At 72.5% G+C, this 21,749-nt stretch carries 19 protein-coding genes; 12 read left to right on the top strand and 7 right to left on the bottom strand.

The window, feature by feature from the left end:
• Positions 1-148: 148 nt before the first annotated feature.
• Entirely contained in the window at positions 149-1,669 is a 1,521-nt protein-coding gene (locus ACFV2J_RS31415; protein ID WP_385092362.1) for a DUF4331 domain-containing protein, read from the bottom strand.
• A gap of 253 nt (positions 1,670-1,922) precedes the next feature.
• Between ACFV2J_RS31415 and ACFV2J_RS31410 the strand changes: the two genes are divergently transcribed.
• From ACFV2J_RS31410 to ACFV2J_RS31400, 3 genes are all read left to right on the top strand, one after another.
• Positions 1,923-2,465, top strand: a complete 543-nt coding sequence (locus tag ACFV2J_RS31410; RefSeq protein ID WP_385092365.1) for a sigma-70 family RNA polymerase sigma factor — start codon at positions 1,923-1,925, stop codon at positions 2,463-2,465.
• 223 nt (positions 2,466-2,688) lie between these two features.
• Positions 2,689-3,480 (top strand): anti-sigma factor domain-containing protein, encoded by a 792-nt coding sequence (locus tag ACFV2J_RS31405; protein WP_385092368.1) that lies wholly within the window; start codon positions 2,689-2,691, stop codon positions 3,478-3,480.
• 115 nt (positions 3,481-3,595) lie between these two features.
• Entirely contained in the window at positions 3,596-3,865 is a 270-nt protein-coding gene (locus ACFV2J_RS31400) for a hypothetical protein (RefSeq protein ID WP_385092371.1), read from the top strand.
• A 328-nt stretch (positions 3,866-4,193) separates the two neighbouring features.
• On the opposite strand, the gene ACFV2J_RS31395 is transcribed toward ACFV2J_RS31400, so the two are convergent.
• Genes ACFV2J_RS31395 through hmgA form a run of 3 tightly spaced genes read right to left on the bottom strand, consistent with a single transcriptional unit; the run spans position 4,194 to position 7,519 of the window.
• Entirely contained in the window at positions 4,194-5,381 is a 1,188-nt protein-coding gene (locus ACFV2J_RS31395) for a type ISP restriction/modification enzyme (protein ID WP_385092374.1), read from the bottom strand.
• A gap of 41 nt (positions 5,382-5,422) precedes the next feature.
• Positions 5,423-6,172: a GntR family transcriptional regulator gene (locus tag ACFV2J_RS31390; protein WP_385092377.1), complete on the bottom strand. Its 750-nt coding sequence runs from the start codon at positions 6,170-6,172 to the stop codon at positions 5,423-5,425.
• Positions 6,173-6,199: 27 nt separating this feature from the next.
• The gene (gene hmgA / locus ACFV2J_RS31385; protein ID WP_385092380.1) at positions 6,200-7,519 is read right to left on the bottom strand and encodes a homogentisate 1,2-dioxygenase; all 1,320 of its coding nucleotides are present in this window, start codon (positions 7,517-7,519) and stop codon (positions 6,200-6,202) included.
• A 214-nt stretch (positions 7,520-7,733) separates the two neighbouring features.
• On the opposite strand from hmgA, the gene ACFV2J_RS31380 reads away from it, so the two are divergent.
• The 8 genes from ACFV2J_RS31380 to ACFV2J_RS31345 all read left to right on the top strand — a co-directional run bounded on the left by ACFV2J_RS31380 (position 7,734) and on the right by ACFV2J_RS31345 (position 17,887).
• The gene (locus ACFV2J_RS31380) at positions 7,734-8,348 is read left to right on the top strand and encodes a hypothetical protein (protein ID WP_385092382.1); all 615 of its coding nucleotides are present in this window, start codon (positions 7,734-7,736) and stop codon (positions 8,346-8,348) included.
• 238 nt (positions 8,349-8,586) lie between these two features.
• Entirely contained in the window at positions 8,587-9,207 is a 621-nt protein-coding gene (locus ACFV2J_RS31375; protein WP_385441796.1) for a TetR family transcriptional regulator, read from the top strand.
• Positions 9,208-9,368: 161 nt separating this feature from the next.
• Positions 9,369-11,636, top strand: a complete 2,268-nt coding sequence (locus ACFV2J_RS31370; protein WP_385084193.1) for a molybdopterin oxidoreductase family protein — start codon at positions 9,369-9,371, stop codon at positions 11,634-11,636.
• A gap of 121 nt (positions 11,637-11,757) precedes the next feature.
• Positions 11,758-13,254: a CitMHS family transporter gene (locus ACFV2J_RS31365; RefSeq protein ID WP_385084195.1), complete on the top strand. Its 1,497-nt coding sequence runs from the start codon at positions 11,758-11,760 to the stop codon at positions 13,252-13,254.
• Positions 13,255-13,473: 219 nt separating this feature from the next.
• Positions 13,474-14,817, top strand: a complete 1,344-nt coding sequence (locus ACFV2J_RS31360; protein WP_385084197.1) for an ABC transporter ATP-binding protein — start codon at positions 13,474-13,476, stop codon at positions 14,815-14,817.
• Positions 14,818-14,836: 19 nt separating this feature from the next.
• Positions 14,837-15,289: a DUF3574 domain-containing protein gene (locus ACFV2J_RS31355; protein ID WP_385084199.1), complete on the top strand. Its 453-nt coding sequence runs from the start codon at positions 14,837-14,839 to the stop codon at positions 15,287-15,289.
• Positions 15,290-15,398: 109 nt separating this feature from the next.
• Positions 15,399-16,787: an aldehyde dehydrogenase family protein gene (locus tag ACFV2J_RS31350; RefSeq protein WP_385084201.1), complete on the top strand. Its 1,389-nt coding sequence runs from the start codon at positions 15,399-15,401 to the stop codon at positions 16,785-16,787.
• Between the two features lie 17 nt (positions 16,788-16,804).
• Positions 16,805-17,887: a Zn-dependent alcohol dehydrogenase gene (locus ACFV2J_RS31345; RefSeq protein ID WP_385084203.1), complete on the top strand. Its 1,083-nt coding sequence runs from the start codon at positions 16,805-16,807 to the stop codon at positions 17,885-17,887.
• A gap of 82 nt (positions 17,888-17,969) precedes the next feature.
• Here ACFV2J_RS31345 and ACFV2J_RS31340 read toward each other — a convergent pair whose 3' ends face one another.
• The 3 genes from ACFV2J_RS31340 to ACFV2J_RS31330 form a co-directional block, all read right to left on the bottom strand.
• On the bottom strand, positions 17,970-18,917 hold the full coding sequence (locus tag ACFV2J_RS31340; RefSeq protein WP_385441790.1) for a DMT family transporter: 948 nt from the start codon (positions 18,915-18,917) through the stop codon (positions 17,970-17,972).
• A gap of 89 nt (positions 18,918-19,006) precedes the next feature.
• Positions 19,007-19,720, bottom strand: coding sequence for an ArsR/SmtB family transcription factor (locus ACFV2J_RS31335; protein ID WP_385084207.1), 714 nt, complete (start codon positions 19,718-19,720; stop codon positions 19,007-19,009).
• Between the two features lie 141 nt (positions 19,721-19,861).
• Positions 19,862-20,503, bottom strand: coding sequence for a TetR/AcrR family transcriptional regulator (locus tag ACFV2J_RS31330; protein ID WP_329286632.1), 642 nt, complete (start codon positions 20,501-20,503; stop codon positions 19,862-19,864).
• Between the two features lie 84 nt (positions 20,504-20,587).
• On the opposite strand from ACFV2J_RS31330, the gene ACFV2J_RS31325 reads away from it, so the two are divergent.
• Positions 20,588-21,739 carry an acyl-CoA dehydrogenase family protein gene (locus ACFV2J_RS31325; RefSeq protein ID WP_385084209.1) on the top strand — a complete coding sequence of 384 codons (1,152 nt, stop codon included), beginning with the start codon at positions 20,588-20,590 and terminating at the stop codon, positions 21,737-21,739.
• The last annotated feature ends 10 nt before the right edge of the window (positions 21,740-21,749 follow it).

Below are 21,749 nucleotides of genomic sequence, written 5' to 3'. Positions count from 1 at the left end.
CCCCGCGCCCCCCCCCGGCGCCCCGGCGCCCCCCCCCCCCCACCACCCTCCGGGGGCGCCCCGGCCGGCCGCGGGGGGGGGGCCGGGGGCGCGGCCCGCGCCGTGGGGGATGGGGGGTACGGGCCGCGCCAGTCGTGGACCGGGCCGGTCAGTAGGCCCGGTACATGCGCCGGCGCCACCACATCACGCCGGCGCCGATCAGCAGGACCCCGGCCACGCCCGCCGCCGCGGAGCCCGCGATCAGCATCGTGTCCGTGCCGCCGGAACCGGACTGGATCGCGTCACCCAGTTGGTTGCGGACGTTGTTGCCGGTGCCCTTCGCCAGCGAGCCGCGCGAACCCGAGGTCGGCTCGGCCAGGTACGGGAAGGACTTCTCGAACTTCTTGTCGTTCTTGTCGACCGAGTCGGTCAGACCGGTCTTCTGGCCGAGGAGCTCGCCCTCGACGACCCGCAGAGACGCGTCGATCACGTCGTCGGAGAGCCGACGCCCGTTCGGGAAGCCCGCGTTGTCGCCGTCGAGCACACCGAGCCGCTTGGGGTGCATGCTCGGCTTGATGGAGGTGTTGAGGCGCAGCTCCTCCGAAGGACGCACGTGAGGGGGCTGGTTGAGGCCCTTCACGCCCTTCAGGAACACGTCGACCAGGTCGTTGCGCGGCTCGGCCGGCGCCTTGATCTTGTAGATCCCCTCGATGAGCTTGGGCAGCTCCGGGTTGGTCACGTTCTTCAGGAACTGGGCGTCGTTCCAGGGCGCGGACGCGTTGAACTTGTCCTTGTCCTTCTGGGGGTTGACGACCTCGTTGACCAGCGGGCTGCCGAGCCGCGAGACCTGCGTCCAGTCGCCGCGGGCGTCCGCGCGCTGGACCGTGGACCAGATGCCGACGACCGGCTGCCCGGCGGACTCCCGGATCATGTCGTTGGGCACCTGCAGGGCTATCGAGTTGACGTTGTAGCCCTTGAGGGTGTCCCGCCCGACCTCGGACAGGTTGCCGCCGTACAGCAGGTCGAAGACCCGCAGGTCCAGGAAGAACGGGTCGTCCGCCTGGCCGGCGAACGTGGTCGAGTCGCCCGCGAGCTTGTACACCGCCTGGTTGCGCAGTTTGGTGTAGTCGGGCATCGACGCCTTGCCGACGTTCGACGGCGCGACCGGGATGTCGTCCGCGACCTTGGTCTTGGAGACCAGCTTCTGGTTGTGCAGCCGCAGCAGATCGATGTCGTACGTCTGCGTGATGTTCAGGTCGGGGTCGTCCAGGCTGGTGACCGCACCCGTGTTGTAGAGGAAGGTGTCGCCGTTCTTCCGGTGCGTCTTGAAGGTGTACCGGTAGATCAACTCGCCCTGCGCGTCACCGTTGTTGTCGATGTGGATGTCGTACTGGGCGTCGTCGGCGAACGTGTAGAAGTTCGGTCCGCCGGCCGGTTCCTCGAAGGGGATGAAGTTTGCGATGAGCGTCGTCGTGTCCGGCTTGTCCGGACTCACGAAGGCGTACACGTCGGTGTTGTCGTACTGCGGGGTCCCCGAGATCAGCGGGGCCTCCCGGTGGCTGGAGGCGGAGGCCGCCCCCGGTTCCAGCACGGTCACGCCGGCGGCCGCGAGCCCACCGGCGGCCAGCGCGCCACAGATGAGAGTCACGAGACTCCTGCGTCCCGCGCCACTCCTGGAGATAGGTGTCATGCCGTCCGTCCTCAGATCCCAATTGCCTGACGCACGCCATTCGGAGCGGTCGCCGCGGTGGATTGGTCGAATCCCAAACGTTCTTACGGCGGGTTCCGCGACTCGTCTCAGCCGACGGCTCGCTTCTTTTCGCGGCTCTTTCGCGAACGACCCGCTTTTTCGGACCGCTGATCCGTAACCCATCCGAAGGACCGCTCGCTGCGAACACGTAGGTGAAGGAACGGGCCGTGCGCGGCCGGAGAGGGGGGAACGAGTGGAGGCGGACGATCTTCTGGTGCTCGTGGCCGGAGGCGACCAGAAGGCATTCGAGGAGCTGTACGGGATCGTGTCCGGACCCGTGTTCGGACTGGTGCGCAGGGTGGTGCGGGACGCCGCCCAGTCGGAGGAGGTGTCCCAGGAGGTGCTGCTCGAACTCTGGCGTTCCGCCGCCCGGTTCGACCCCGGCCGGGGCAGCGCGCTGTCCTGGATCCTCACCCTCGCGCACCGGCGGGCCGTCGACCGGGTCCGCAGCGCCCGCGCGGCCACCGAGCGCGAGCAGCGCGAGGGGCAGCGGGCGCACCACCCCGCCTTCGACCAGGTCGCCGAGGAGGTGGAGGCCGGGCTCGAACGCGAATGGGTACGACGCTGCCTGGACCGGCTCACCGCCCTCCAGCGGCAGTCCGTCACCCTCGCCTACTACGACGGCTACACCTACCGTGAGGTCGCCGAACGGCTCTCCCTGCCGCTCGGGACGGTCAAGACGCGGATGCGTGACGGTCTGACACGGCTGCGCAACTGCCTGGGAGGTGCCGCATGAGCGGGGCCCCTCCCGCCCGGAGCCACGTCGAGGGAACCCGGCACCGTGTCGCCGGCGGCGCGCACCCGCGTGGCCGCGCCGACCGTCGTGACGCCGGCATCCCCCGACCGTCCCACTCCGGTCCCGGCCACCCCTTCCGGCATCTCCCCGCCGGTGGCCCACTCCTCCGTACCCGCGTTCTGGACCTGCCCAGCAGCGCCCGGCATCCTCTGGGAGGCGTCGCATGAGCGTCCTCGACCGTCTGCTGCGCCGCGATCTGCACTCGCTCGCGGCGCCCTACGCCCTCGACGCGCTGGAGCCGGACGAACGTCACCGCTTCGAGCGACACCTGCGCGGCTGCGCACGCTGTGAGGCCGAAGTGCGGGCGCTGGGCGAGGACGCCGTGCGGCTCGCCTGGTCCACCGCCGCCCCGGCCCCGGCCGCGCTGCGCGAACGGGTGCTGACCGCCGTGCGCACCACCCCGCAGGAAGCGGTGTCGCCGGGCGGCGCACCGCGCCCGCGGGCGGCGCACGGACCTTCGCGTGCGCGGGCACCGCGCTTCCGTCCACTGTTCGCCCCGTTCGCCACGGCGACCGCCGCCGCGGCTCTCGTGGTCGCCTCCCTGTTCGCCGTACAGGCGACGCGGACCCAGGACCAACTGGACCAGGAGCGGGCCCAGGCGCGTGAGATCGCCCACGTTCTGGCCGCACCCGACGCCCGGGCGTCGACCCAACGGGACGCGCAGGGCCGCGGGATCGGTGTCGTCGCCTCCGCCTCGGAAGGGCGCGCCGTCGTGACACTGAGCGGACTCGGCACCCCGTCAGGGGGGCGCGTACACCAACTGTGGCTCATGCGCCCCCATGCGCGACCGCGCTCCCTCGGGCTCTTCGACGGCGACACGCCCTTGATGGCCACCGGACTGAACACCCGTGCCACGTCACTCGCTGTGACGGTCGAGCCGCACGGCGGCTCGCAGCAGCCCACAACCACGCCAGTTGTCCAACTCACCCTGAAATCGGTTGGATTCGGAGAGTAATCGTCAACACCCTTACGGGGAAGGTGAATCCTGTGACCGCGATACACGAGTGCCATGAGGGAGCGATAGGGTTAGCCTGCCCGGGCCGGGTGGACTCGTACGGGTGGGGAGAGACATGGAACAGATAACAGTGCGCAGCAGGGCACGTGTCCCTGCGATCACCTGCGGGAGCAGCGCGACCAGTTCGCGCCTCGACCGCCATCTGGCGGTGCTGGGTGGTCCTGCCATACCGCAGCGCGAGACGGTCGAGGCGACGTCGCTGATGCGTGAGCTCACCGCGCGTGACACCACGCACGACAACAACAGCAGGGGCGCGCGTGTCCGGCGGGTCTCGCTCTTCGCGCCGCTGAGGCGGCTTCGTCGTTCCCTGTTCGGTGGCCACTAGTCCGGTCACGCGGTACCCGACCCGCGCTCAGGCGACCACACCGTCCCGGCGCGCACGCTGCGCTCTCGCCGCCCTCATCCCCACGGCACGCAGCGTCGCCCCGGTGTGTCCCCGGGCGCGGGTGCACCTTCCTCATTCGTACGCGCCCTGACTCCCGCCCGGCGGTGCGCGGATCCAGCGGACCCTCTCCCGGCCCTGGGTCTCCCGGTTCCTGGATCCTTGGCCGGGAACCGGGCCGACCCGGTCCCCGGCCCGGCCCCGGAACAGCGACAGCAGAGCGTCGGCGGCAGCGCGGCGGTGGCAGCGCGGCGTCTTCGCGACAGCGGCACTAGAGCAGCGCGAACTGGCCCTCCGGGCCCTCCTCGTGGTGATCGAGCACGGACGCCGGCCGTCGTGCCGCGTCCGGCACCGGCAGCACCCCCGCCGCGCGCAGCTCGCTCGCGCCGATCGGCGCCTCCCGCGCCGTCAGCTCCTCCTGCCGCTGCCGCAGTTCCCCGAGCAGCGCCAGCACGGTGACGAGTTCGAGCAGCTCGGAGGTCCGGGTCTGCGGCCAGACCGTGGGACCGATCGCCTCCAGGGTGCCGGGCGCGCCCGCCCCGGTGCGTTCGGCGAACCACTGCTCCAGGACGCGCACCCCGCCCACCTCGAACTCCCAGGCGTACGCCGGTACGGGAGAGATCCGGCCCTCGCCGAGACGCAGGGCCTCCTCGTCGCGGTCGTAGCGCAGTTCGAGCGGTGAGGCCGGCAGCGGCGCGCGGACGTACGGGCGGCGACCTCCGGGCAGCTTGGGACGTTCGCCGTCGCGCCGCGTCAGCCGCAGTATCCCGCGGCCCAGTTCGACCCCGCGCTCCCACACCCCGGGGTCGGCGGTGAGGGGGACGACGCGGCCGCCCCGGCCCGGCCGCGCGACCGCCACCGTCCACGCGAGGACGTCGAGGGCATCGGGAGAGTGGCCCAGCCGGGCGCCCAGGTGCTCCGTCAGGCCGGGCGTCAGGTTCGGTTCGAGCCCGCCCGGGCGCCGGTACAGGGGACGGATCCGTCCGCCGCGTCCGGCACCGAGCGGGAGGAGGGAGGTGGCGAGCAGCACCGGTCCCGGTGCACCGGGCACCACCGTCTGCTCGACCACGAACGCCTGCCGTTCGTCGGCCACCCGCCACAGTTCGGGGCGCGCCGCGTCGATCAGCCGGTGGTCCGGGATCAGCCACTGTTCGTCGAACGGTCCGTGCAGGACGCGTACCGGCTCGGGACAGGGACCCGACTCGCGTACCAGCCGCCCCGTCCCGGTGGACCGGCCCGGGAGCTGTGGGACCGCCGACCGCGGGGTGCGCGAGCGGGTGGAGCCGAACAGTGCCTCGCGGTCCGGCCCCTCGGCCCCGAGCAGGGCGTCCCACCGTGCCGTGAGGGACCCGGCGTCGGGCGCGACCGGCCACCCCCGCCCCAGCCTCGGCGGTGCGACCGACCACGGCATGAGGTCCGCGAGCAGCGGAGCGTCGTCGTCGTGCGTCACGCTGGGCATCGTACGACGCGGGCCGCGCACACCGTCCTGGTACGCCGTCGTCAGTGGGCGTCCAGGGTGACCGTGAAGGAGAAGCGGTCCCCGCGGTAGTGGATGCGGGCCACGTCCAGGGCGACGCCGTCCTCCCCGTACACGATGCCGGTGTAGTGCAGGATCGGGCTGAGCAGCGGGACCTGGAGCAGCCGCGCGGTCTCCGGGTCCGCCAGCCGGGCCTCCACGGTGTCGGTGATCCGGCTGATGCGCAGGCCCACCACGTCCCGCAGCACCTTGGTCATGGGCCAGCGCACCAGGTCCTGCGGGTCTATCAGCGCCGCCAGTTCGGGACGTACGTAGTTGCGCGCGTGGTTCGTCGGCTCGCCGGTCTTCTCGTCGCTGCGCAGCCGGTGGTACGTGCCCACCTCGGCCACGTCCGGGAAGTACTCGGCGAGTTCGGCCGGCAGCGGGGCCGGCCCATGGCCGAGCAGCTCGGTCGTCATGCCCGACTGCTGGGCCACGATCGTGTCCACCGAGCCGAGCAGCCGCACCGGCGCACCCCGCCGCGCACTCGGCTCGATGAAGGTGCCCCGCCGTCGATGACGGGTGATCAGCCCCTCGTCCTCCAGCTCCTTGAGCGCCTGCCGCATGGTGAGCACACTCACCCCGTAGTGCCCGGCCAGCTGCTCCTCGGTCGGCAGCCGCAGCGGATCCTGGGGCGACCGCCCGAGTATCGAGGCGCGCAGCGACTGCGACACCTGATACCAGAGCGGCAACTTGCGGTTCAGGACGATCGAATCCGGAGCGAAGGAGGTCACGAAGGTATCCGTACCGGTCGTCGCAGTTCAGCGCAACGGGCGGAAGTGCCGCTGGAGGCCCTGCCACACGTCGTCGTACCCGCGCTGAAGGTGCTCCGCGCCCGCCGCCTGCGCCGTGGCGGTCACCGGCCAGCGCGTCTCGAACATGAACGCGAGGCCGTCGTCGATCTTCTGAGGCCGCAGTTCGGCGGCGCTCGCCCGGTCGAAGGTCTCCCGGTCCGGCCCGTGCGCCGACATCATGTTGTGCAGCGACCCGCCTCCCGGCACGAAACCCTCGGCCTTCGCGTCGTACGCCCCCTCGATGAGCCCCATGTACTCGCTCATCACGTTCCGGTGGAAGTACGGCGGCCGGAACGTGTCCTCGCCCACCAGCCAGCGCGGCGCGAAGACGACGAAGTCGACGCCGGCGAGCCCCGGGGTGTTGCTCGGCGACGTCAGCACCGTGAAGATCGACGGGTCCGGGTGGTCGTAGCTGATGGTGCCGATCACATTGAAACGACGCAGGTCGTAGACGTACGGCAGATGGTTGCCGTGCCAGGCGACGACGTCCAGCGGGGAATGGTCGTACGTCGCCGTCCAGAGATTGCCGCAGAACTTGTTGACGACCTCGACCGGGCCCTCGGTGTCCTCGTACGCGGCCACGGGGGCGAGGAAGTCGCGTGCGTTGGCGAGTCCGTTGGCGCCGATCGGGCCCAGATCGGGCAGTTGGAAGGGCGCTCCGTAGTTCTCGCACACATAGCCCCGGGCGGAGGCGTCGTCCAGCAGGTCCACCCGGAAGCGGACTCCCCGGGGGATCAGCGCGACCTCGCCCGGCTCCACCCGCAGCAGTCCGAACTCCGTGCGCAGCAGCAGCCCGCCGCGCTCCGGCACGATCAGCAGCTCGCCGTCGGCGTCGCTGAACACCCGCTCCATCGAGGAGTTGGCGTGATAGAGGTGCACCGCCATGCCCGTGCGCCGCGTCGCGTCGCCGTTGCCGCCGAGCGTCCACAGGCCGGCGAGGAAGTCCGTGCCCGCGGCGGGTTCCGGCAGCGGGTTCCAGCGCAGCCGGTTCGGGTCGGGCTCGGTCTCGGTGAACGGAGCCGAGCGGAGGGTGCCGTTGTCCGTGCGGGTGAACGCGGGATGAGCGGCCGACGGGCGGATCCGGTACAGCCATGAACGCCGGTTGTGGGCTCTGGGTTCGGTGAACGCCGTACCGCTCAGCTGCTCGGCGTACAGCCCGAGCGGGGCGCGCTGCGGGGTGTTGCGGCCGTGCGGCAGCGCCCCCGGGACCGCCTCCGAGCTGTGTTCGTTGCCGAATCCGGAGAGGTAGGCCAGCCCCTCGGCCGTCTTCCTCGCGTCCCCGCTCATGATCGCTCCCTCGCGCCCGATTCCTATGCATCACCGTAGGATTCGGCGTCACCGTGCGCAAGAGGGCGCTCGAAGCGCCGCCCGGGACCGGCCACGGCCCCGGCGCGCGGCCCGGGCCCGCGTGCGCGGCGTACGACCCAGGGCTTGCCGTACGGACCGAGAACCCGACTTCAGGGGGATCCGGCCGTCGGACCGTTGTTCTACTCTCCCCGGCATGTCGTGGAAGCGTGGACTGCTCACCGCGCTCGCGGTCGGCGCCCTGCTCGGCGGACCCGCGGGCTGCGGCTCCGGAGACGGGCACGGGCGGGGGGAGCGGGTGTCGGCCTCGCCCGTGGGCAGACTCCTGGACGGGACGGACGAGGGAGGACGGCACTACCGTGAGGTCGACAAGAAGAACGCGCCCGAGGTCGCCATCGAGGTCCAGCCGGACTCCGACGACGGCTGGGACGTACGCCTGAGCGTCCACCACTTCCACTTCTCGCGCGCCGGAGCGGAGGCGCGGGCCGCGGTCGGCCGCGGCGTCGTCCTGCTCTACCTCGACGGCCGCACCATCGCCACACTGCGCACCGCCGAACACCATCTCGCCGGCGGCCTGGTGCCGCGAGGCACCCACCACGTCACCGCACGCCTCTACGCGGACGACCGGACGGTGTGGGCCGTGCACGGCAAGCCGGTGCAGAGCACGGCCGACATCACGGCATCCGCGTCCGGACCCACGCACGGAGCCGCCCCGACGCGCGTCCCGACGCATGTCCCGACGCACGTCCCGACACGGGCTCCGGCGCCCACGGCCACCCGCACGGGGGTCACCGAGGGACCCCCACGGTGACCCCGCCCCACACGCGGACGGGCGGGTCGGCCGGGCCGGCCGGGACTGGCTGGACGGCCAGGACGGATGGGACCGCCGGGACGGCCGGGACCGCCAGGACGGCCGGGATGGACGGGAGCGGTGGCGCGGCCAGGACGGATGGGGCCACCGGGACGGACGGGACGGCCGGGACGGACGGGAGCGGTGGCGCGGCCCGCACCGACACGGGAGGTTCACCGGACTCCGGCGGAAAGGCATCATGAAGCGCGTGCCCCCAGCGACCCCGCTCCGCCGTGCGCCCGTCCAGCGGCGCAGCGCCGAACGACTGACGAGGATCCTCGACGCCTGCGCCGGACTCCTCGACGAGGTCGGCTACGACGCCCTGAGTACCCGGGCCGTGGCCCAGCGCGCCGGTGTCCCGATCGGTTCCGTCTACCGCTTCTTCGGCAACAAGCGCGCCATGGCCGACGCGCTGGCCCAGCGCAACCTGGAGCACTACACCGAACGGGTCGCCCAGCGCCTCGCGGAGACGGACGGCGCGGGTGGCTGGCGGGCCGCCATGGACGCCGTGCTCGACGAGTACCTCGCCATGAAACGCACCGCACCCGGTTTCTCCCTGGTCGACTTCGGCAACCAGATCCCGGTCGGCTCCGGTCACGCCGAGCCCAACACCCGCGTCGCCGACCGGCTCACCGAGCTGCTCTCCGGCTATCTCGACCGCACCCCCGACGAGGATCTGCGGCGCACCTTCCTCGTCGCCGTGGAGGCCGCCGACACCCTGGTCCACCTCGCCTTCCGGGTCGTCCCGGAAGGCGACGAGCAAATCATCGCCGAGACCCGCCGGCTGCTGCGCGCCTATCTGGGCCGGGTCCTCGACTGAACCGGGCGCGGGCCGGGGGAGGCCCGGGGAAGGGCGGCGGGGAGGGGAGGGGTGCGGGGATTTCCGGTCTCGTCCCCGGGACCCCTGTCGGCCATCCGTACCGGTCGGTATGCTCGGCCGCGTCCGTGTGCCCCCGCTGCCACCGTCCTCCGGGAGGATCCGTGTCCCGCATCTCCGGCACCACCCGAGACTCCCGCACCGCCCTGCGCGTCTGCCCCCTCTGCGAGGCCACCTGCGGGCTGACGCTCACCATCGAGGGCACCCGGGTGACCGGTGCCCGAGGCGACCGCGACGACGTCTTCAGCAAGGGGTTCCTCTGCCCCAAGGGTGCCTCCTTCGGTGCCGCCGACGGCGATCCCGACCGACTGCGCACCCCTCTCGTGCGCGAGGACGGCGTACTGCGCGAGGCGACGTGGGAGGAGGCCTTCGACGCCGTCGCGGCGGGGCTGCGCGCGGTCGTGGACCGGTACGGCCCGCACGCCGTCGGCGTCGTCCTGGGCAACCCCAACGTCCACACCATGGCCGGCGCCCTCTATCCGGCCGTCCTGCTCTCCGCCCTCGGCACCCACAGCGTCTTCACCGCCTCCACGGTCGACCAGATGCCCAAACACGTGTCGAGCGGCCTGCTCTACGGTGACGCCAACGCCATCCCGGTGCCGGACCTCGACCACACCGACCACCTGCTGCTGATCGGCGCCAACCCCCTGGAGTCCAACGGGAGTCTGTGCACCGCACCCGACTTCCCCGGCAAGCTCAAGGCGCTGCGCGCCCGCGGCGGCACGCTCACGGTCATCGACCCGCGCCGGACCCGCACGGCCGGACTCGCCGACCGCCACGTGGCCGTCCGGCCCGGTACCGACGCCCTGCTGCTCGCGGCGATGGCCCACGTCCTGTTCGAGGAGAAGCTCGTCGACCCCGGCGAGCTCACCCCGCACCTCCAGGGCGTCGAGGAACTCGCCGACGCCATCGGGGACTTCACCCCCGAAGCCGCGAGCGAGGCCTGCGACGTACCCGCCGACACCATCCGGGAGCTCGCCCGTGAGCTGGCCGCCGCCCCCACCGCGGCCGTCTACGGGCGCATAGGCAGCTGCACGGTTCCGCACGGCACCCTCGCCAGCTGGCTCGTCGACGTCCTCAACATCCTCACCGGCAACCTGGACCGGCCCGGCGGCGCCCTCTTCCCGCTCGCCGCCACCGACCGGACACCCCGGCCCGCCGGTCCCGGCCACGGCTTCGCGCTCGGCCGCTGGCACAGCAGGGTGAGCCGGCACCCCGAGGCCAAGGGCGAACTGCCGCTGTCCGCCCTCGCGGAGGAGATCGACACCGCCACGCCCGACGGGGCCCCGGTCCGCGCCGTCATCGCCGTCGCCGCCAACCCCGTCCTGTCCGCCCCCGACGGCGACCGCCTCGACAAGGCCCTCGACTCGCTCGACTTCATGGTCAGCGTCGATCCGTATCTCAACGAGACCTCCCGCCACGCGCACGTCGTCCTGCCGCCGCCCCCGCCCTCGCAGAGCGCCCACCACGACTTCGCCTTCAACACCCTCGCCGTACGCAACCAGGTCCGCTACAACCGGCCCGCCGTCCCCCTCGAACCCGGCCGGATGGCGGAGACCGAGATCCTCGCCCGGCTGGTGCTGGCCGCGACGGGCATGCACGGGAGCGATCCGTCCGCCGTCGACGCCATGGTCGTCGACTCCACCCTCGGCAAGGCGGTCAAGGACGCGCACGGACCGGTGCACCGGCGCGACCCCCGCGAACTCGCGGCGGCGCTCACCGGCGAGACCGGACCCGAGCGGCGCCTCGACATGATGCTGCGCCTCGGCCCGTACGGCGACGGCTTCGGTGCGCGCCCGGACGGTCTGAACCTCGACCGGCTGCTCGCACGGCCGCACGGCATCGACCTCGGGCCGCTGCGCCCCCGCCTGCCGCAGCCGCTGAAGACCCGCAGCGGCAGGATCGAACTGCTGCCGGCGCCCATCGCCGACGACCTGCCCCGGCTGCGGGACGCCCTGCGCGAACGTCCGGCCGCGATCGTCCTCGTCGGCCGCCGTCATCTGCGCTCCAACAACAGCTGGATGCACAACGTGCCCGCGCTCACCGGCGGTTCCAACCGCTGCACCCTGCACATCCACCCCGAGGACGCCGCCCGCCTCGGCCTCGCCGACGGGACGGCCGTGCGCATCAAGGGTGCCGGGGGAGAGGTGACCGCCCCCGCGGAGGTCACCGACGCCGTACGGCGCGGAGTGGTGAGCCTGCCGCACGGCTGGGGACACGACCGTCCCGGCACCCGGATGAGCCACGCCGCCCTCGACCCCGGCGTCAACGTCAACCAGCTCCTCGACGGCTCGCTCCTCGACCCGCTGTCGGGCACGGCGGTGCTCAACGGCGTCCCCGTCGACCTCGCGGCAGCCGACGCGAGGCTGTGACCTGGAGTTCTGCGCTTATTGCTCGCGCGTCAACATCTTGTACAGCGATTCCGGACCGACCTAACGTCGTCGCATCGCCGGCCCTGGCGGGAGTTCAAGGGCGAACGTTAGGTGTTCCTTCATGCTGACCATCCTCGGCTTCGCCATGATCGTGACCTTCCTGGTCCTGATCATGGTGAAGAAGATGTCGCCGGTCGCGGCGCTCGTGCTGATCCCGGCACTCTTCTGTGTCTTCGCCGGAAAGGGCGCCGAGCTCGGTGACTACGTCCTCGACGGTGTCACCGACCTCGCCCCCACCGCGGCGATGCTGATGTTCGCGATCGTCTACTTCGGCGTGATGATCGACGTCGGCCTCTTCGACCCGATCGTGCGGGGCATCCTGAGGTTCTGCCGGGCCGACCCGCTGCGGATCGTGATCGGAACGGCGGTCCTCGCCGCGGTCGTCTCCCTCGACGGCGACGGCTCGACCACCTTCATGATCACGGTCTCGGCGATGTACCCCCTCTACAAGCGGCTGAAGATGAGCCTGGTCGTGATGACCGGCGTCGCCGCGATGGCCAACGGTGTGATGAACACGCTGCCTTGGGGCGGCCCCACCGCCCGCGCCGCGACCGCGCTGAAGCTGGACGCGAGCGACATCTTCGTGCCCATGGTCCCGGCCCTCGCCGTCGGCCTGCTGAGCGTCCTCGTCCTCGCGTACGTCCTCGGGCGCCGCGAGCGCACGCGGCTCGGCGTGCTGACCCTGGACGAGATGCTGGAACCGGAGAGCGAGACCGTTCCGGTCGGCGCGGGCGCCGGTGGCGGAAAGACGGTCGGCCGCACCGGCGGCGGCGCGGGAACCACGGCCGTGCGCACCGGCGGCGGCGCGGGAACCACGGCCGTGCGCACCGGCGGCGCGGGAACCGGGGCCGTGCGCACCGGCGGTGCGGGTTCCGGCACGGACGCCGACGGCGGCGGTCCCGACGAGGAGGACGGATTCCAGGGGCTCGACCCCCACCGCGCCACCCTGCGCCCCCGGCTCTACTGGTTCAACGCGCTGCTCACGGTCGCCCTGCTGACCTCCATGATCATGGAGTGGCTGCCGATCCCGGTCCTCTTCCTGCTCGGCGCCGCGCTCGCGCTCACCGTCAACTTCCCCCACATGCCCGACCAGAGGGCCCGCCTCGGCGCCCACGCCGAGAACGTCCTGAACGTCTCCGGCATGGTCTTCGCCGCCGCCGTCTTCACCGGCGTCCTCCAGGGCACCGGCATGGTCGACCACATGTCCAGGTGGCTGGTCTCCGGCATCCCGGACGGAATGGGCCCGCACATGGCCCTCGTCACCGGTGTCCTCAGCATCCCGCTCACCTACTTCATGTCGAACGACGGCTTCTACTTCGGTGTCCTGCCGGTGCTCGCCGAAGCGGGCCACGCACACGGCGTCTCGTCGCTGGAGATCGCCCGCGCCTCGCTCGTCGGCCAGCCGCTGCACATGTCGAGCCCGCTCGTCCCCGCCGTGTACGTCCTGGTCGGCATGGCCAAGGTCGAGTTCGGCGACCACACCAGGTTCGTGGTCAAGTGGGCGGCGCTGACGTCGCTGGTGGTGCTCGGGGCGGGGCTCGTGTTCGGCATCCTCTGAAAGGCGTCGGCCCGGTGTCCGCCGCCCCGGGCACCGCCCTGAGCGGTAGGTGATCGTCCGTTTCCTCCCGGGGTGAACCGTGCCGACCGATCCCGCCGTGTCTCTTCCCCCGGGCGTGTGCGGTCCGTTAGCTTCCGTGACTCACACGTCCCCCGCGGCCCGCCCGGGACGTCCGTCCGCGGAGCACCAGCGCCCTGTGAGCCCCCGGGGGCACCTTTCATGACACGCGCCATCTCCCTGCACCAGGTCAGCAAGTCGTTCGCGCGCGGTGGCCGCGTGGTGGACCGGCTCTCGCTCGACATCAGGCCCGGAGAGTTCCTGGTCCTGCTCGGACCGTCCGGCTGCGGGAAGTCGACCGTGCTGAGGATGATCGCCGGGCTGGAGGACCCGAGCGAGGGCGAGGTGCGACTCGACGGCGAGTTCGCGGGCGATCTGCCGCCTGCCGAACGGGACATGGCGATGGTCTTCCAGAACTTCGCCCTCTATCCGAGCATGACCAGCCGCGACAACATCGGCTTCCCGCTGCGCATCGAGGCGCCCGGCGAGGACCCCCGGCCGCGCGTCGACGCCACCGCGCGGATGCTCGGCATCGAGGACCTCCTCGACCGCTTCCCCAACCAGTTGTCGGGAGGCGAGCGCCAGCGCGTCGCGATGGGCCGCGCCATCGCCCGGCACCCCTCCGCCTTCCTGATGGACGAACCCCTGTCCAACCTCGACGCCAAGCTCCGCAACCACCTGCGCGCCGAGATCGCCTCCCTCACCAGAAAACTGGGCGTCACCACGGTGTACGTCACCCACGACCAGGCCGAGGCGCTCTCGCTCGGCGACCGGGTCGCGGTCCTGCGCGGCGGCGTGCTCCAGCAACTGGGCACGCCCCGCACGGTCTACGCACTGCCCGCGAACGTCTTCGTCGCCGCGTTCATCGGCACGCCCCGGATCAATCTGCTGCGCGGTCTGATCCGGGCGCCGCTCGACGGCGCCATGACGATCAGCCTCGGCCGGCAGTACCTCCGGCTGCCCGAACCCCTCTGTCTCGACCACCAGTTGCTCCGGGTGCAGCAGGGCCGGGAGGTCATCGTCGGCCTGCGCTCCGAAGGGGTCCGCATCGCCAGACCGTCGGAGGCCAGGCCCGGCGAGGTGGCGATCAGCGGCCTGGTCGAACACGTCGAGTTCCAGGGGCACGAGGTGCTCGTCCACTTCAACACCGGCTCGCGGCCCGCCTTCGTACCGGAGCTGGAGGCGCCGCGTCCGGTCCGTCCGGTCCGCCGCAGGCGCCGTGAGGGCACCGTCCTGGGCCGCCTCCGGGAGCGGGCGGCCGGACTGCGTGCCGGGCCCGTGGTCGTCCTGGACCACCCGGGCGACACGGAACCCGTCCGCGCCGACGAGGTTCCGCCGGAGGGGCGCCTGCCCGGCGACCTCGTCGTCCGCACCACCCCGGACTTCGAACTCCGGCACGGCCTCCAGGTCCCCCTCCTCGTCGACCTCGCCCACCTGTTCGTCTTCGACCAGCACGGCGAACGCATCTGCCCCGCCCCGGCGCGGCTGCCGGACCTGGACGAGTGAGTTCGCTAGGCATGCGTGCATGTCCGTGCTCAGCGTCCGCGCCCGGGTGGGCGCCGCCACCGCCACCGCCCTGCTCGCCGCCGGCGCCCCCGCCGCGTACGCCCTGTTCGACGACGTGGGCCCGAAGGCCCCCGTCACCGGCAGGACCTACGTCGAGACCCGGCTGCTGTTCGGCACCGAGCGGCCGGGCGGCGGACCGGCCGTGACCGACCCGCAGTTCATGGCCTTCGTCGACCGCGAGGTGACACCCGCCTTCCCCGAGGGGCTCACCGTGCGGGACGGCCGCGGACAGTACCGTGACGCGCACGGCGTCATCGAGCGGGAGCGGTCCTATGAACTGGTCCTGCTGTATCCGGCGGCGCAGGCCGCCGCGCGGGACGCCGGGATCGAGCGGATCCGGACGGCGTACGAGAGGACGTTCGGCCAGGAGTCCGTGGCCCGTCTCGACGCGCCCGCCCGCGTGGACTTCTGAGGCCCCGGGGCCGTCCGGGCGGCACGCGGTCCCCGATGCCTCTGGCGTCCCAAAACTATCATCGCTAGTTTAGGGTCCGGACGACGCGGCCCCGCCCGGGAGGAACACGATGAAGGCACATGACGGCATGTACATCGACGGTGCCTGGCGCCCCGCCGCCGGCACCGACACCATCGAGGTGGTCAACCCGGTCGACGAGCAGGTGGTGGGCCGGGTCCCGGCGGGCACCGCCGAGGACGTCGACACCGCCGTACGAGCCGCCCGCGCCGCCTTCCCGGCCTGGGCCGCGACCCCGCCCGCCGAGCGTGCCGCCCGGCTGGCCGCCCTGCGTGACGTGCTCGACGCCCGCAAGGAGGAGATCGCCGAGACCGTCACGGCGGAGCTCGGCTCGCCGCTCGCGTTCTCGCAGGCGGTCCACGCGGGCGTACCGGTCCTGGTCGCGGGCTCCTACGCCGAACTCGCGGCCACGTACGCCTTCGAGGAGAAGGTCGGCAACTCGGTCGTCCACCAGGAACCCGTCGGCGTGGTCGGCGCGATCACGCCCTGGAACTATCCGCTCCACCAGATCGTCGCCAAGGTCGCCCCGGCGCTCGCGGCGGGCTGCACGATCGTCCTGAAGCCCGCCGAGGACACCCCCCTGACCGCCCAGCTCTTCGCCGAGGCGGTCGCGGAGGCGGGCGTACCGGCCGGTGTCTTCAACCTCGTCACCGGACTCGGTCCGGTGGCCGGCCAGGCCCTCGCCGAGCACCCGGACGTGGACCTCGTCTCCTTCACCGGCTCCACCGCCGTCGGCCGGCGGATCGGTGCCGCGGCGGGCGCGGCCGTCAAGCGGGTCGCCCTGGAACTCGGCGGCAAGTCGGCCAACGTGATCCTGCCGAGCGCGGACCTCGCGAAGGCGGTCAACGTCGGCGTCGCGAACGTGATGTCCAACTCCGGCCAGACATGCAGCGCCTGGACCCGCATGCTGGTGCACGACTCGCAGTACGAGCAGGCCGTGGAGCTCGCCGCCGCGGCCGCCGTCAAGTACGGCGACCGCATCGGCCCGGTCGTCAACGCCAAACAGCTCGCCAGGGTGCGGAGTTACATCGAGAAGGGCGTCGCCGAGGGCGCCCGGCTGGTCGCCGGCGGCACCGAAGCCCCGCGCCCGCAGGGGTACTTCGTCAGTCCGACCGTCTTCGCCGACGTCGAGCCCGGGATGACGATCGCCCAGGAGGAGATCTTCGGGCCGGTGCTGTCGATCCTGCGCTACGAGGACGAGGACGACGCCGTCCGGATCGCCAACGGCACGGTCTACGGGCTGGCCGGGGCCGTCTGGGCGGGCGAGGAGGCCGAGGCGGTGGCGTTCGCGCGACGCCTCGACACCGGACAGGTCGACATCAACGGCGGACGCTTCAACCCCCGTGCCCCGTTCGGGGGGTACAAGCAGTCCGGGGTGGGACGCGAGCTGGGCACGCACGGCCTGTCCGAGTACCTCCAGACCAAGTCCCTCCAGTTCTAGACCCCAGGAGCACGCACATGGTTCGCGCTGCCGTCCTTCCCGCCGTGGGCGCTCCGCTGGAGATCGCCGAGATCGACCTTCCCGCGCCCGGCCCGGGCCAGGTCCGCGTCCGGCTGGCCGCCGCCGGGGTCTGCCACTCCGACCTCTCGCTGTCCGACGGCACCATGCGGGTGCCCGTCCCCGCCGTCCTCGGTCACGAGGGCGCCGGGACCGTCGTCGCCGTGGGCGAGGACGTGGAGGGTATCGCTCCCGGTGCGGCGGTGGTCCTCAACTGGGCACCTTCCTGCGGGAGTTGTCATGCCTGCTCGTTGGGGGAGGTGTGGCTGTGCGCCAACGCGCTGACCGGGGCGGGAAATGTGTACGCGCGGCGCGCCTCCGACGGGAGCGACCTCCACCCCGGCCTGAACGTGGCCGCGTTCGCCGAGGAGACGGTGGTGGCCGCCGGATGCGTACTCCCCGCCCCGGACGGCATCCCCCTCACCGACGCCGCCCTGCTCGGCTGCGCCGTCCTCACCGGATACGGCGCCGTCCACCACTCCGCCGGGGTCCGGCCCGGCGAGAGCGTCGCCGTGTTCGGGGTCGGCGGGGTGGGTCTCGCCGCGCTCCAGGCCGCCAGGATCGCGGGCGCCTCGAAGATCGTCGCCGTCGACGTCTCCCCCGAGAAGGAGGCACTGGCCCGCGCGGCGGGGGCCACGGACTACGTCGTCGCCTCCGAGACCACCGCCCGCGAGATCCGCGCCCTCACCGGCAAGCAGGGCGTCGACGTGGCCGTCGAGTGCGTCGGCCGTGCCGTGACCATCCGCGCCGCCTGGGACTCCACCCGCCGCGGCGGCCGCACCACGGTCGTCGGCATCGGCGGCAAGGACCAGCAGGTCACCTTCAACGCGCTGGAGATCTTCCACTGGGGCCGGATCCTGGCCGGCTGCGTGTACGGCAACTGCGACCCGGCGCGCGACCTCCCGGTGCTCGCCGAGCACGTACGGGCGGGCCGGCTGGACCTGGCGATGCTGGTCACCGAGCGGATAGGGCTGGAAGGCATCCCGGGGGCGTTCGAGAACATGGTGGCCGGGAAGGGCGGACGGGCGGTGGTGGAGTTCTAGGGCGCCCCGCCCTGGTGGGGCCCCGGGGGAGGGTGCCACCGAAGCGGGCGCCTTCCTCGTGCGACGCCTCCGTCAGGCACGGTCAGGCGCGCTCCGACGGCCGAGGCGCGGCCGTCGCGCGCGCCGGACCGGCGGCCCCCGGCCGGGACCGCGACACCGCGACCCCGGCCAGGCACAGGGCGCCGCCCGCCAGGGTGATCAGTCCCGGGACCTCGTCGAGGAACAGCCAGGACATCGCGACGACCAGCGCGGGGACCGCGTACGTGGTCGCCCCCATCCGGCTCGCGGTGGTCCGGGCCAGGGCGTACGCCCAGGTCGTGAAGGCCAGCGCGGTCGGGAAGACGCCCAGGTAGACCACGTTGAGGGTGGCGGAGGCGGGCGCGTCCGCCACCTCGTGGACCAGCTGCCCCGCGAACGGCAGACAGGCGACGGTGCCCACGAGACACCCGAACGTCGTGACCTGGAGGGCGCTCGCCCGGCCGAGGGCGGGCTTCTGGGCGACGACGCCCGCCGCGTAACCGATCGCCGCGAGCAGACACAGGACCACCCCGAGGACCGGGGAACCGCCCCCGCCGGACATCGACAGCCCGACCGCGACCGCGCCGGCGAACGACACCGCCATCCCCGCGAGCAGCCGCGGCGGCATCGGGTCCCCCAGCAGCCGGGAGCCCAGCAGGGCGATCAGGATCGGGCCGGTGTTCACGACCAGTGCGGCCGTACCGGCGTCCACCTGCTGCTCGCCCCGGTTCAGCACGACCATGTAGAAGCCGAACCACAGCAGGCCGGACAGGGCGATCCCGCGCCAGGCCTCCCGCGGCGGCAGGCCCTCCCGGCGCACCAGGCAGAGCGCGCCCAGCGCCACGGAACCCGCCAGCAGCCGGCCCAGCGCCAGCGCCCCCGGGGAGTACGCCGCGCCCGCGCTGCGGATCGACACGAAGGCGGAGGCCCACAGGACCACGGTGACCGTCGCGGCGCCCGCGGCGAGCAGCTCGGTGCGTCGGGCGGGGGCAGGGGAGGGGGCGTTCATCATGCTCCTGAGGCTAGGTACGGACGGGACGCGGGACCGGCGGATTCCGGACGCCGTGGTGAAGCGGGCGGGCGTCGATGCGGAGGGCCGCCTCAGCGCAGCGCCCTCGCCTCGATGCCCAGGAGTTCAGCGAACGCGCTCTCCCCCGCCGGCGTGACCTTGACCGCGCGCTCCGATCCGACGCGTACGCACCAGCGGGCGTCCAGCGCATGGCGGCACAGGGCCGCGCCCGCGGTGCCGGCGAGGTGGGGGCGGCGCTCGGTCCAGTCGAGGCAGGCGCGGCTGAGGGGGCGGCGGCCGGTGCGGTTCAGGGCGATGCCGGCCGTGTCGAACCAGCGCAGGCCCGTGTCGGTGAGGGCGAAGCCGGTGTCCTGGCGCAGCAGTCCCCGGTGGGTGAGCGCGTCGGTCAGGGTGATGCCGAGCCGTCCGGCGAGATGGTCGTAGCAGGTGCGTCCGCGGGCCATCGCGGAACCCGTGCCCGCCTCCCGGAGCGAGCGGGGACGCCCGGCTGCGTCCGGGGAGACCTGGGCGGCGAGGTCCTCCACCAGGTGCGCGACACGGCTGCCGGCCAGGCGCAGGTACCGGTGGCGGCCCTGCCGCTCCTCGGTGAGCAGACCGCCCGCGACCAGCCTGCCGAGGTGTTCGCTCGCCGTCGACGGCGCGACCCCGGCGTGCCGGGCCAGCTCCCCGGCGGTCCAGGCGCGGCCGTCGAGCAGTGCGAGCAGGAACACGGCGCGGGTCTCGTCGGCGATCATCCCGGCCAGCGCCGCCAGACCGGGTGCGACCGGATCGTTCCGTCTGGTCATACGCCCAGGATGCGCCAGGAACACTTCGGCGACGGCCGAAGCATGGGGGAGGCCATTCCCGATCCCCCGGACCCGGTCACCCCGGGCCCGTCCCGGTCACCACCCTGTCCTGCTCACCCCGTCCTGCTCGCCCCGGCCGGGTCACTCCGTCCCGGTCACCCGCTGGAACTGCTGCACCAACCCGTCCAGCAGCGCCGTGAGCCCGACCTCGAACGCCCGCTCGTCGATCTTCTCCTGCTGCTCGGCGAGCAGATGGGCCTGCCCCAGATGCGGGTAGTCGGCGGGGTCGTACGCGGTCTCGTCGTCGACGAAGCCGCCGGCGAACGAGCCGAGGGCGGACCCCATGATGAAGTACCGCATCAGGGCGCCGATGGAGGTGGCCTGCGCGGGCGGCCAGCCGGCGCCGACCATCGCGCCGAAGACCGCGTCGGCCAGGCGCAGACCGGCGGGCCGGCGCCCGGGGCCGCGGGCGAGGACCGGGACGATGTTCGGGTGGTCGCGCAGGGCGGTCCGGTAGGAGACGGCCCAGTCGTGCAGGGCGGTGCGCCAGTCCCGTCCGTCCTCGAACATGGAGAGATCGACCTGTGCGCTCACGGAGTCCGCGACCGCTTCCAGGATCTGGTCCTTGGTGCGGAAGTGGTTGTAGAGGGAGGGTCCGCTCACCCCCAGTTCGGCGGCGAGCCGGCGCGTGGAGAGGGTCGCCAGGCCCTCGGCGTCCACCAGGGCCCGTGCCGTCTCGACGATCCGGTCGGTGCTGAGGAGGGGCTTGCGCGGTCGGGCCATGGCGCACATAGTAGGGCTGCACACTTAAACTAGCAGTGCTAATTTACATTTTCGGATGTACGGCTTTCACGTGGGGTGTTCGTCATGAACCTGGAGCTCAGCGAGGAGCAGACCGCCGTCCGGCAGCTCGCCAAGGACTTCGTGGACCGTGAGATCGCCCCCCACGTGGTCGAGTGGGACCGGGCGGAGGAAGTCGACCGGTCCCTCGTCAAGAAGCTCGGCGAGGTCGGATTCCTCGGCCTGACGGTCGACGAGGAGTACGGCGGCAGCGGCGGCGACCATCTCGCGTACTGCCTGGTGACGGAGGAGCTGGGGCGCGGCGACTCGTCCGTGCGCGGCATCGTCTCCGTCTCGCTCGGCCTCGTCGCCAAGTCGATAGCGCACTGGGGGAGCGAGGAGCAGAAGCGGCAGTGGCTGCCGGGACTGACCTCAGGCACCCAGGTGGGCTGTTTCGGCCTCACCGAGCCCGGCACCGGCTCGGACGCCGGCCATCTGACGACCAGGGCCGTGCGTGACGGCGACGACTACGTCATCAACGGCACCAAGATGTTCATCACCAACGGGACGTGGGCCGATGTGGTGCTGCTGTTCGCCCGGTCGACCGACGCCCCCGGCCACCGGGGCGTCACCGCCTTCCTGGTGCCCACGGACACGCCGGGGCTGACCCGGCACACCGTCCACGGCAAGCTCGGTCTGCGCGGCCAGGCCACCGCCGAGCTCGTCCTGGAGGACGTCCGCGTCCCCGCGAGCGCCATGCTGGCGCCGGAGGGCAAGGGGTTCTCCGTGGCCATGTCCGCCCTGGCCAAGGGGCGGATGTCGGTGGCCGCCGGCTGTGTCGGCATCGCCCAGGCCGCGCTGGACGCCGCCGTGACGTACGCGACCCAGCGGGAGCAGTTCGGCAAGACCATCGCCCACCATCAGCTCGTCCAGGAGCTGATCAGCGACATCGCCGTGGACGTGGACGCGGCGCGCCTGCTGACCTGGCGGGTCGCCGACCTCGTCGACCGCGGGCTGCCGTTCGCCACCGAGTCCTCCAAGGCCAAGCTCTTCGCCTCGGAGGCCGCCGTGCGCGCCGCGAACAATGCGCTGCAGGTCTTCGGCGGCTACGGCTACATCGACGAGTACCCGGCGGGCAAACTGCTGCGCGACGCCCGGGTGATGACCCTCTACGAGGGCACCAGCCAGATACAGAAGCTCGTCATCGGGCGTGCGCTGACCGGGGTTTCGGCCTTCTGAGTACGCGGGT

It is taken from the genome of Streptomyces sp. NPDC059668, from assembly GCF_042734135.1.
Classification (GTDB): domain Bacteria; phylum Actinomycetota; class Actinomycetes; order Streptomycetales; family Streptomycetaceae; genus Streptomyces.
This window is presented reverse-complemented; position numbering and strand designations above follow the sequence as displayed.

Excerpts from the sequence above, each read along its gene's own strand:
- ACFV2J_RS31415 (WP_385092362.1), bottom strand. The coding sequence starts at position 1,669 with ATGACACCTATCTCCAGGAGTGGCGCGGGACGCAGGAGTCTCGTGACT.
- ACFV2J_RS31405 (WP_385092368.1), top strand. The coding sequence starts at position 2,689 with ATGAGCGTCCTCGACCGTCTGCTGCGCCGCGATCTGCACTCGCTCGCG.
- ACFV2J_RS31400 (WP_385092371.1), top strand. The coding sequence starts at position 3,596 with ATGGAACAGATAACAGTGCGCAGCAGGGCACGTGTCCCTGCGATCACC.
- ACFV2J_RS31395 (WP_385092374.1), bottom strand. The coding sequence starts at position 5,381 with ATGCCCAGCGTGACGCACGACGACGACGCTCCGCTGCTCGCGGACCTC.
- hmgA (WP_385092380.1), bottom strand. The coding sequence starts at position 7,519 with ATGAGCGGGGACGCGAGGAAGACGGCCGAGGGGCTGGCCTACCTCTCC.
- ACFV2J_RS31380 (WP_385092382.1), top strand. The coding sequence starts at position 7,734 with ATGTCGTGGAAGCGTGGACTGCTCACCGCGCTCGCGGTCGGCGCCCTG.
- ACFV2J_RS31375 (WP_385441796.1), top strand. The coding sequence starts at position 8,587 with ATGAAGCGCGTGCCCCCAGCGACCCCGCTCCGCCGTGCGCCCGTCCAG.
- ACFV2J_RS31365 (WP_385084195.1), top strand. The coding sequence starts at position 11,758 with ATGCTGACCATCCTCGGCTTCGCCATGATCGTGACCTTCCTGGTCCTG.
- ACFV2J_RS31360 (WP_385084197.1), top strand. The coding sequence starts at position 13,474 with ATGACACGCGCCATCTCCCTGCACCAGGTCAGCAAGTCGTTCGCGCGC.
- ACFV2J_RS31355 (WP_385084199.1), top strand. The coding sequence starts at position 14,837 with ATGTCCGTGCTCAGCGTCCGCGCCCGGGTGGGCGCCGCCACCGCCACC.
- ACFV2J_RS31350 (WP_385084201.1), top strand. The coding sequence starts at position 15,399 with ATGAAGGCACATGACGGCATGTACATCGACGGTGCCTGGCGCCCCGCC.
- ACFV2J_RS31345 (WP_385084203.1), top strand. The coding sequence starts at position 16,805 with ATGGTTCGCGCTGCCGTCCTTCCCGCCGTGGGCGCTCCGCTGGAGATC.
- ACFV2J_RS31340 (WP_385441790.1), bottom strand. The coding sequence starts at position 18,917 with ATGATGAACGCCCCCTCCCCTGCCCCCGCCCGACGCACCGAGCTGCTC.
- ACFV2J_RS31335 (WP_385084207.1), bottom strand. The coding sequence starts at position 19,720 with ATGACCAGACGGAACGATCCGGTCGCACCCGGTCTGGCGGCGCTGGCC.
- ACFV2J_RS31330 (WP_329286632.1), bottom strand. The coding sequence starts at position 20,503 with ATGGCCCGACCGCGCAAGCCCCTCCTCAGCACCGACCGGATCGTCGAG.
- ACFV2J_RS31325 (WP_385084209.1), top strand. The coding sequence starts at position 20,588 with ATGAACCTGGAGCTCAGCGAGGAGCAGACCGCCGTCCGGCAGCTCGCC.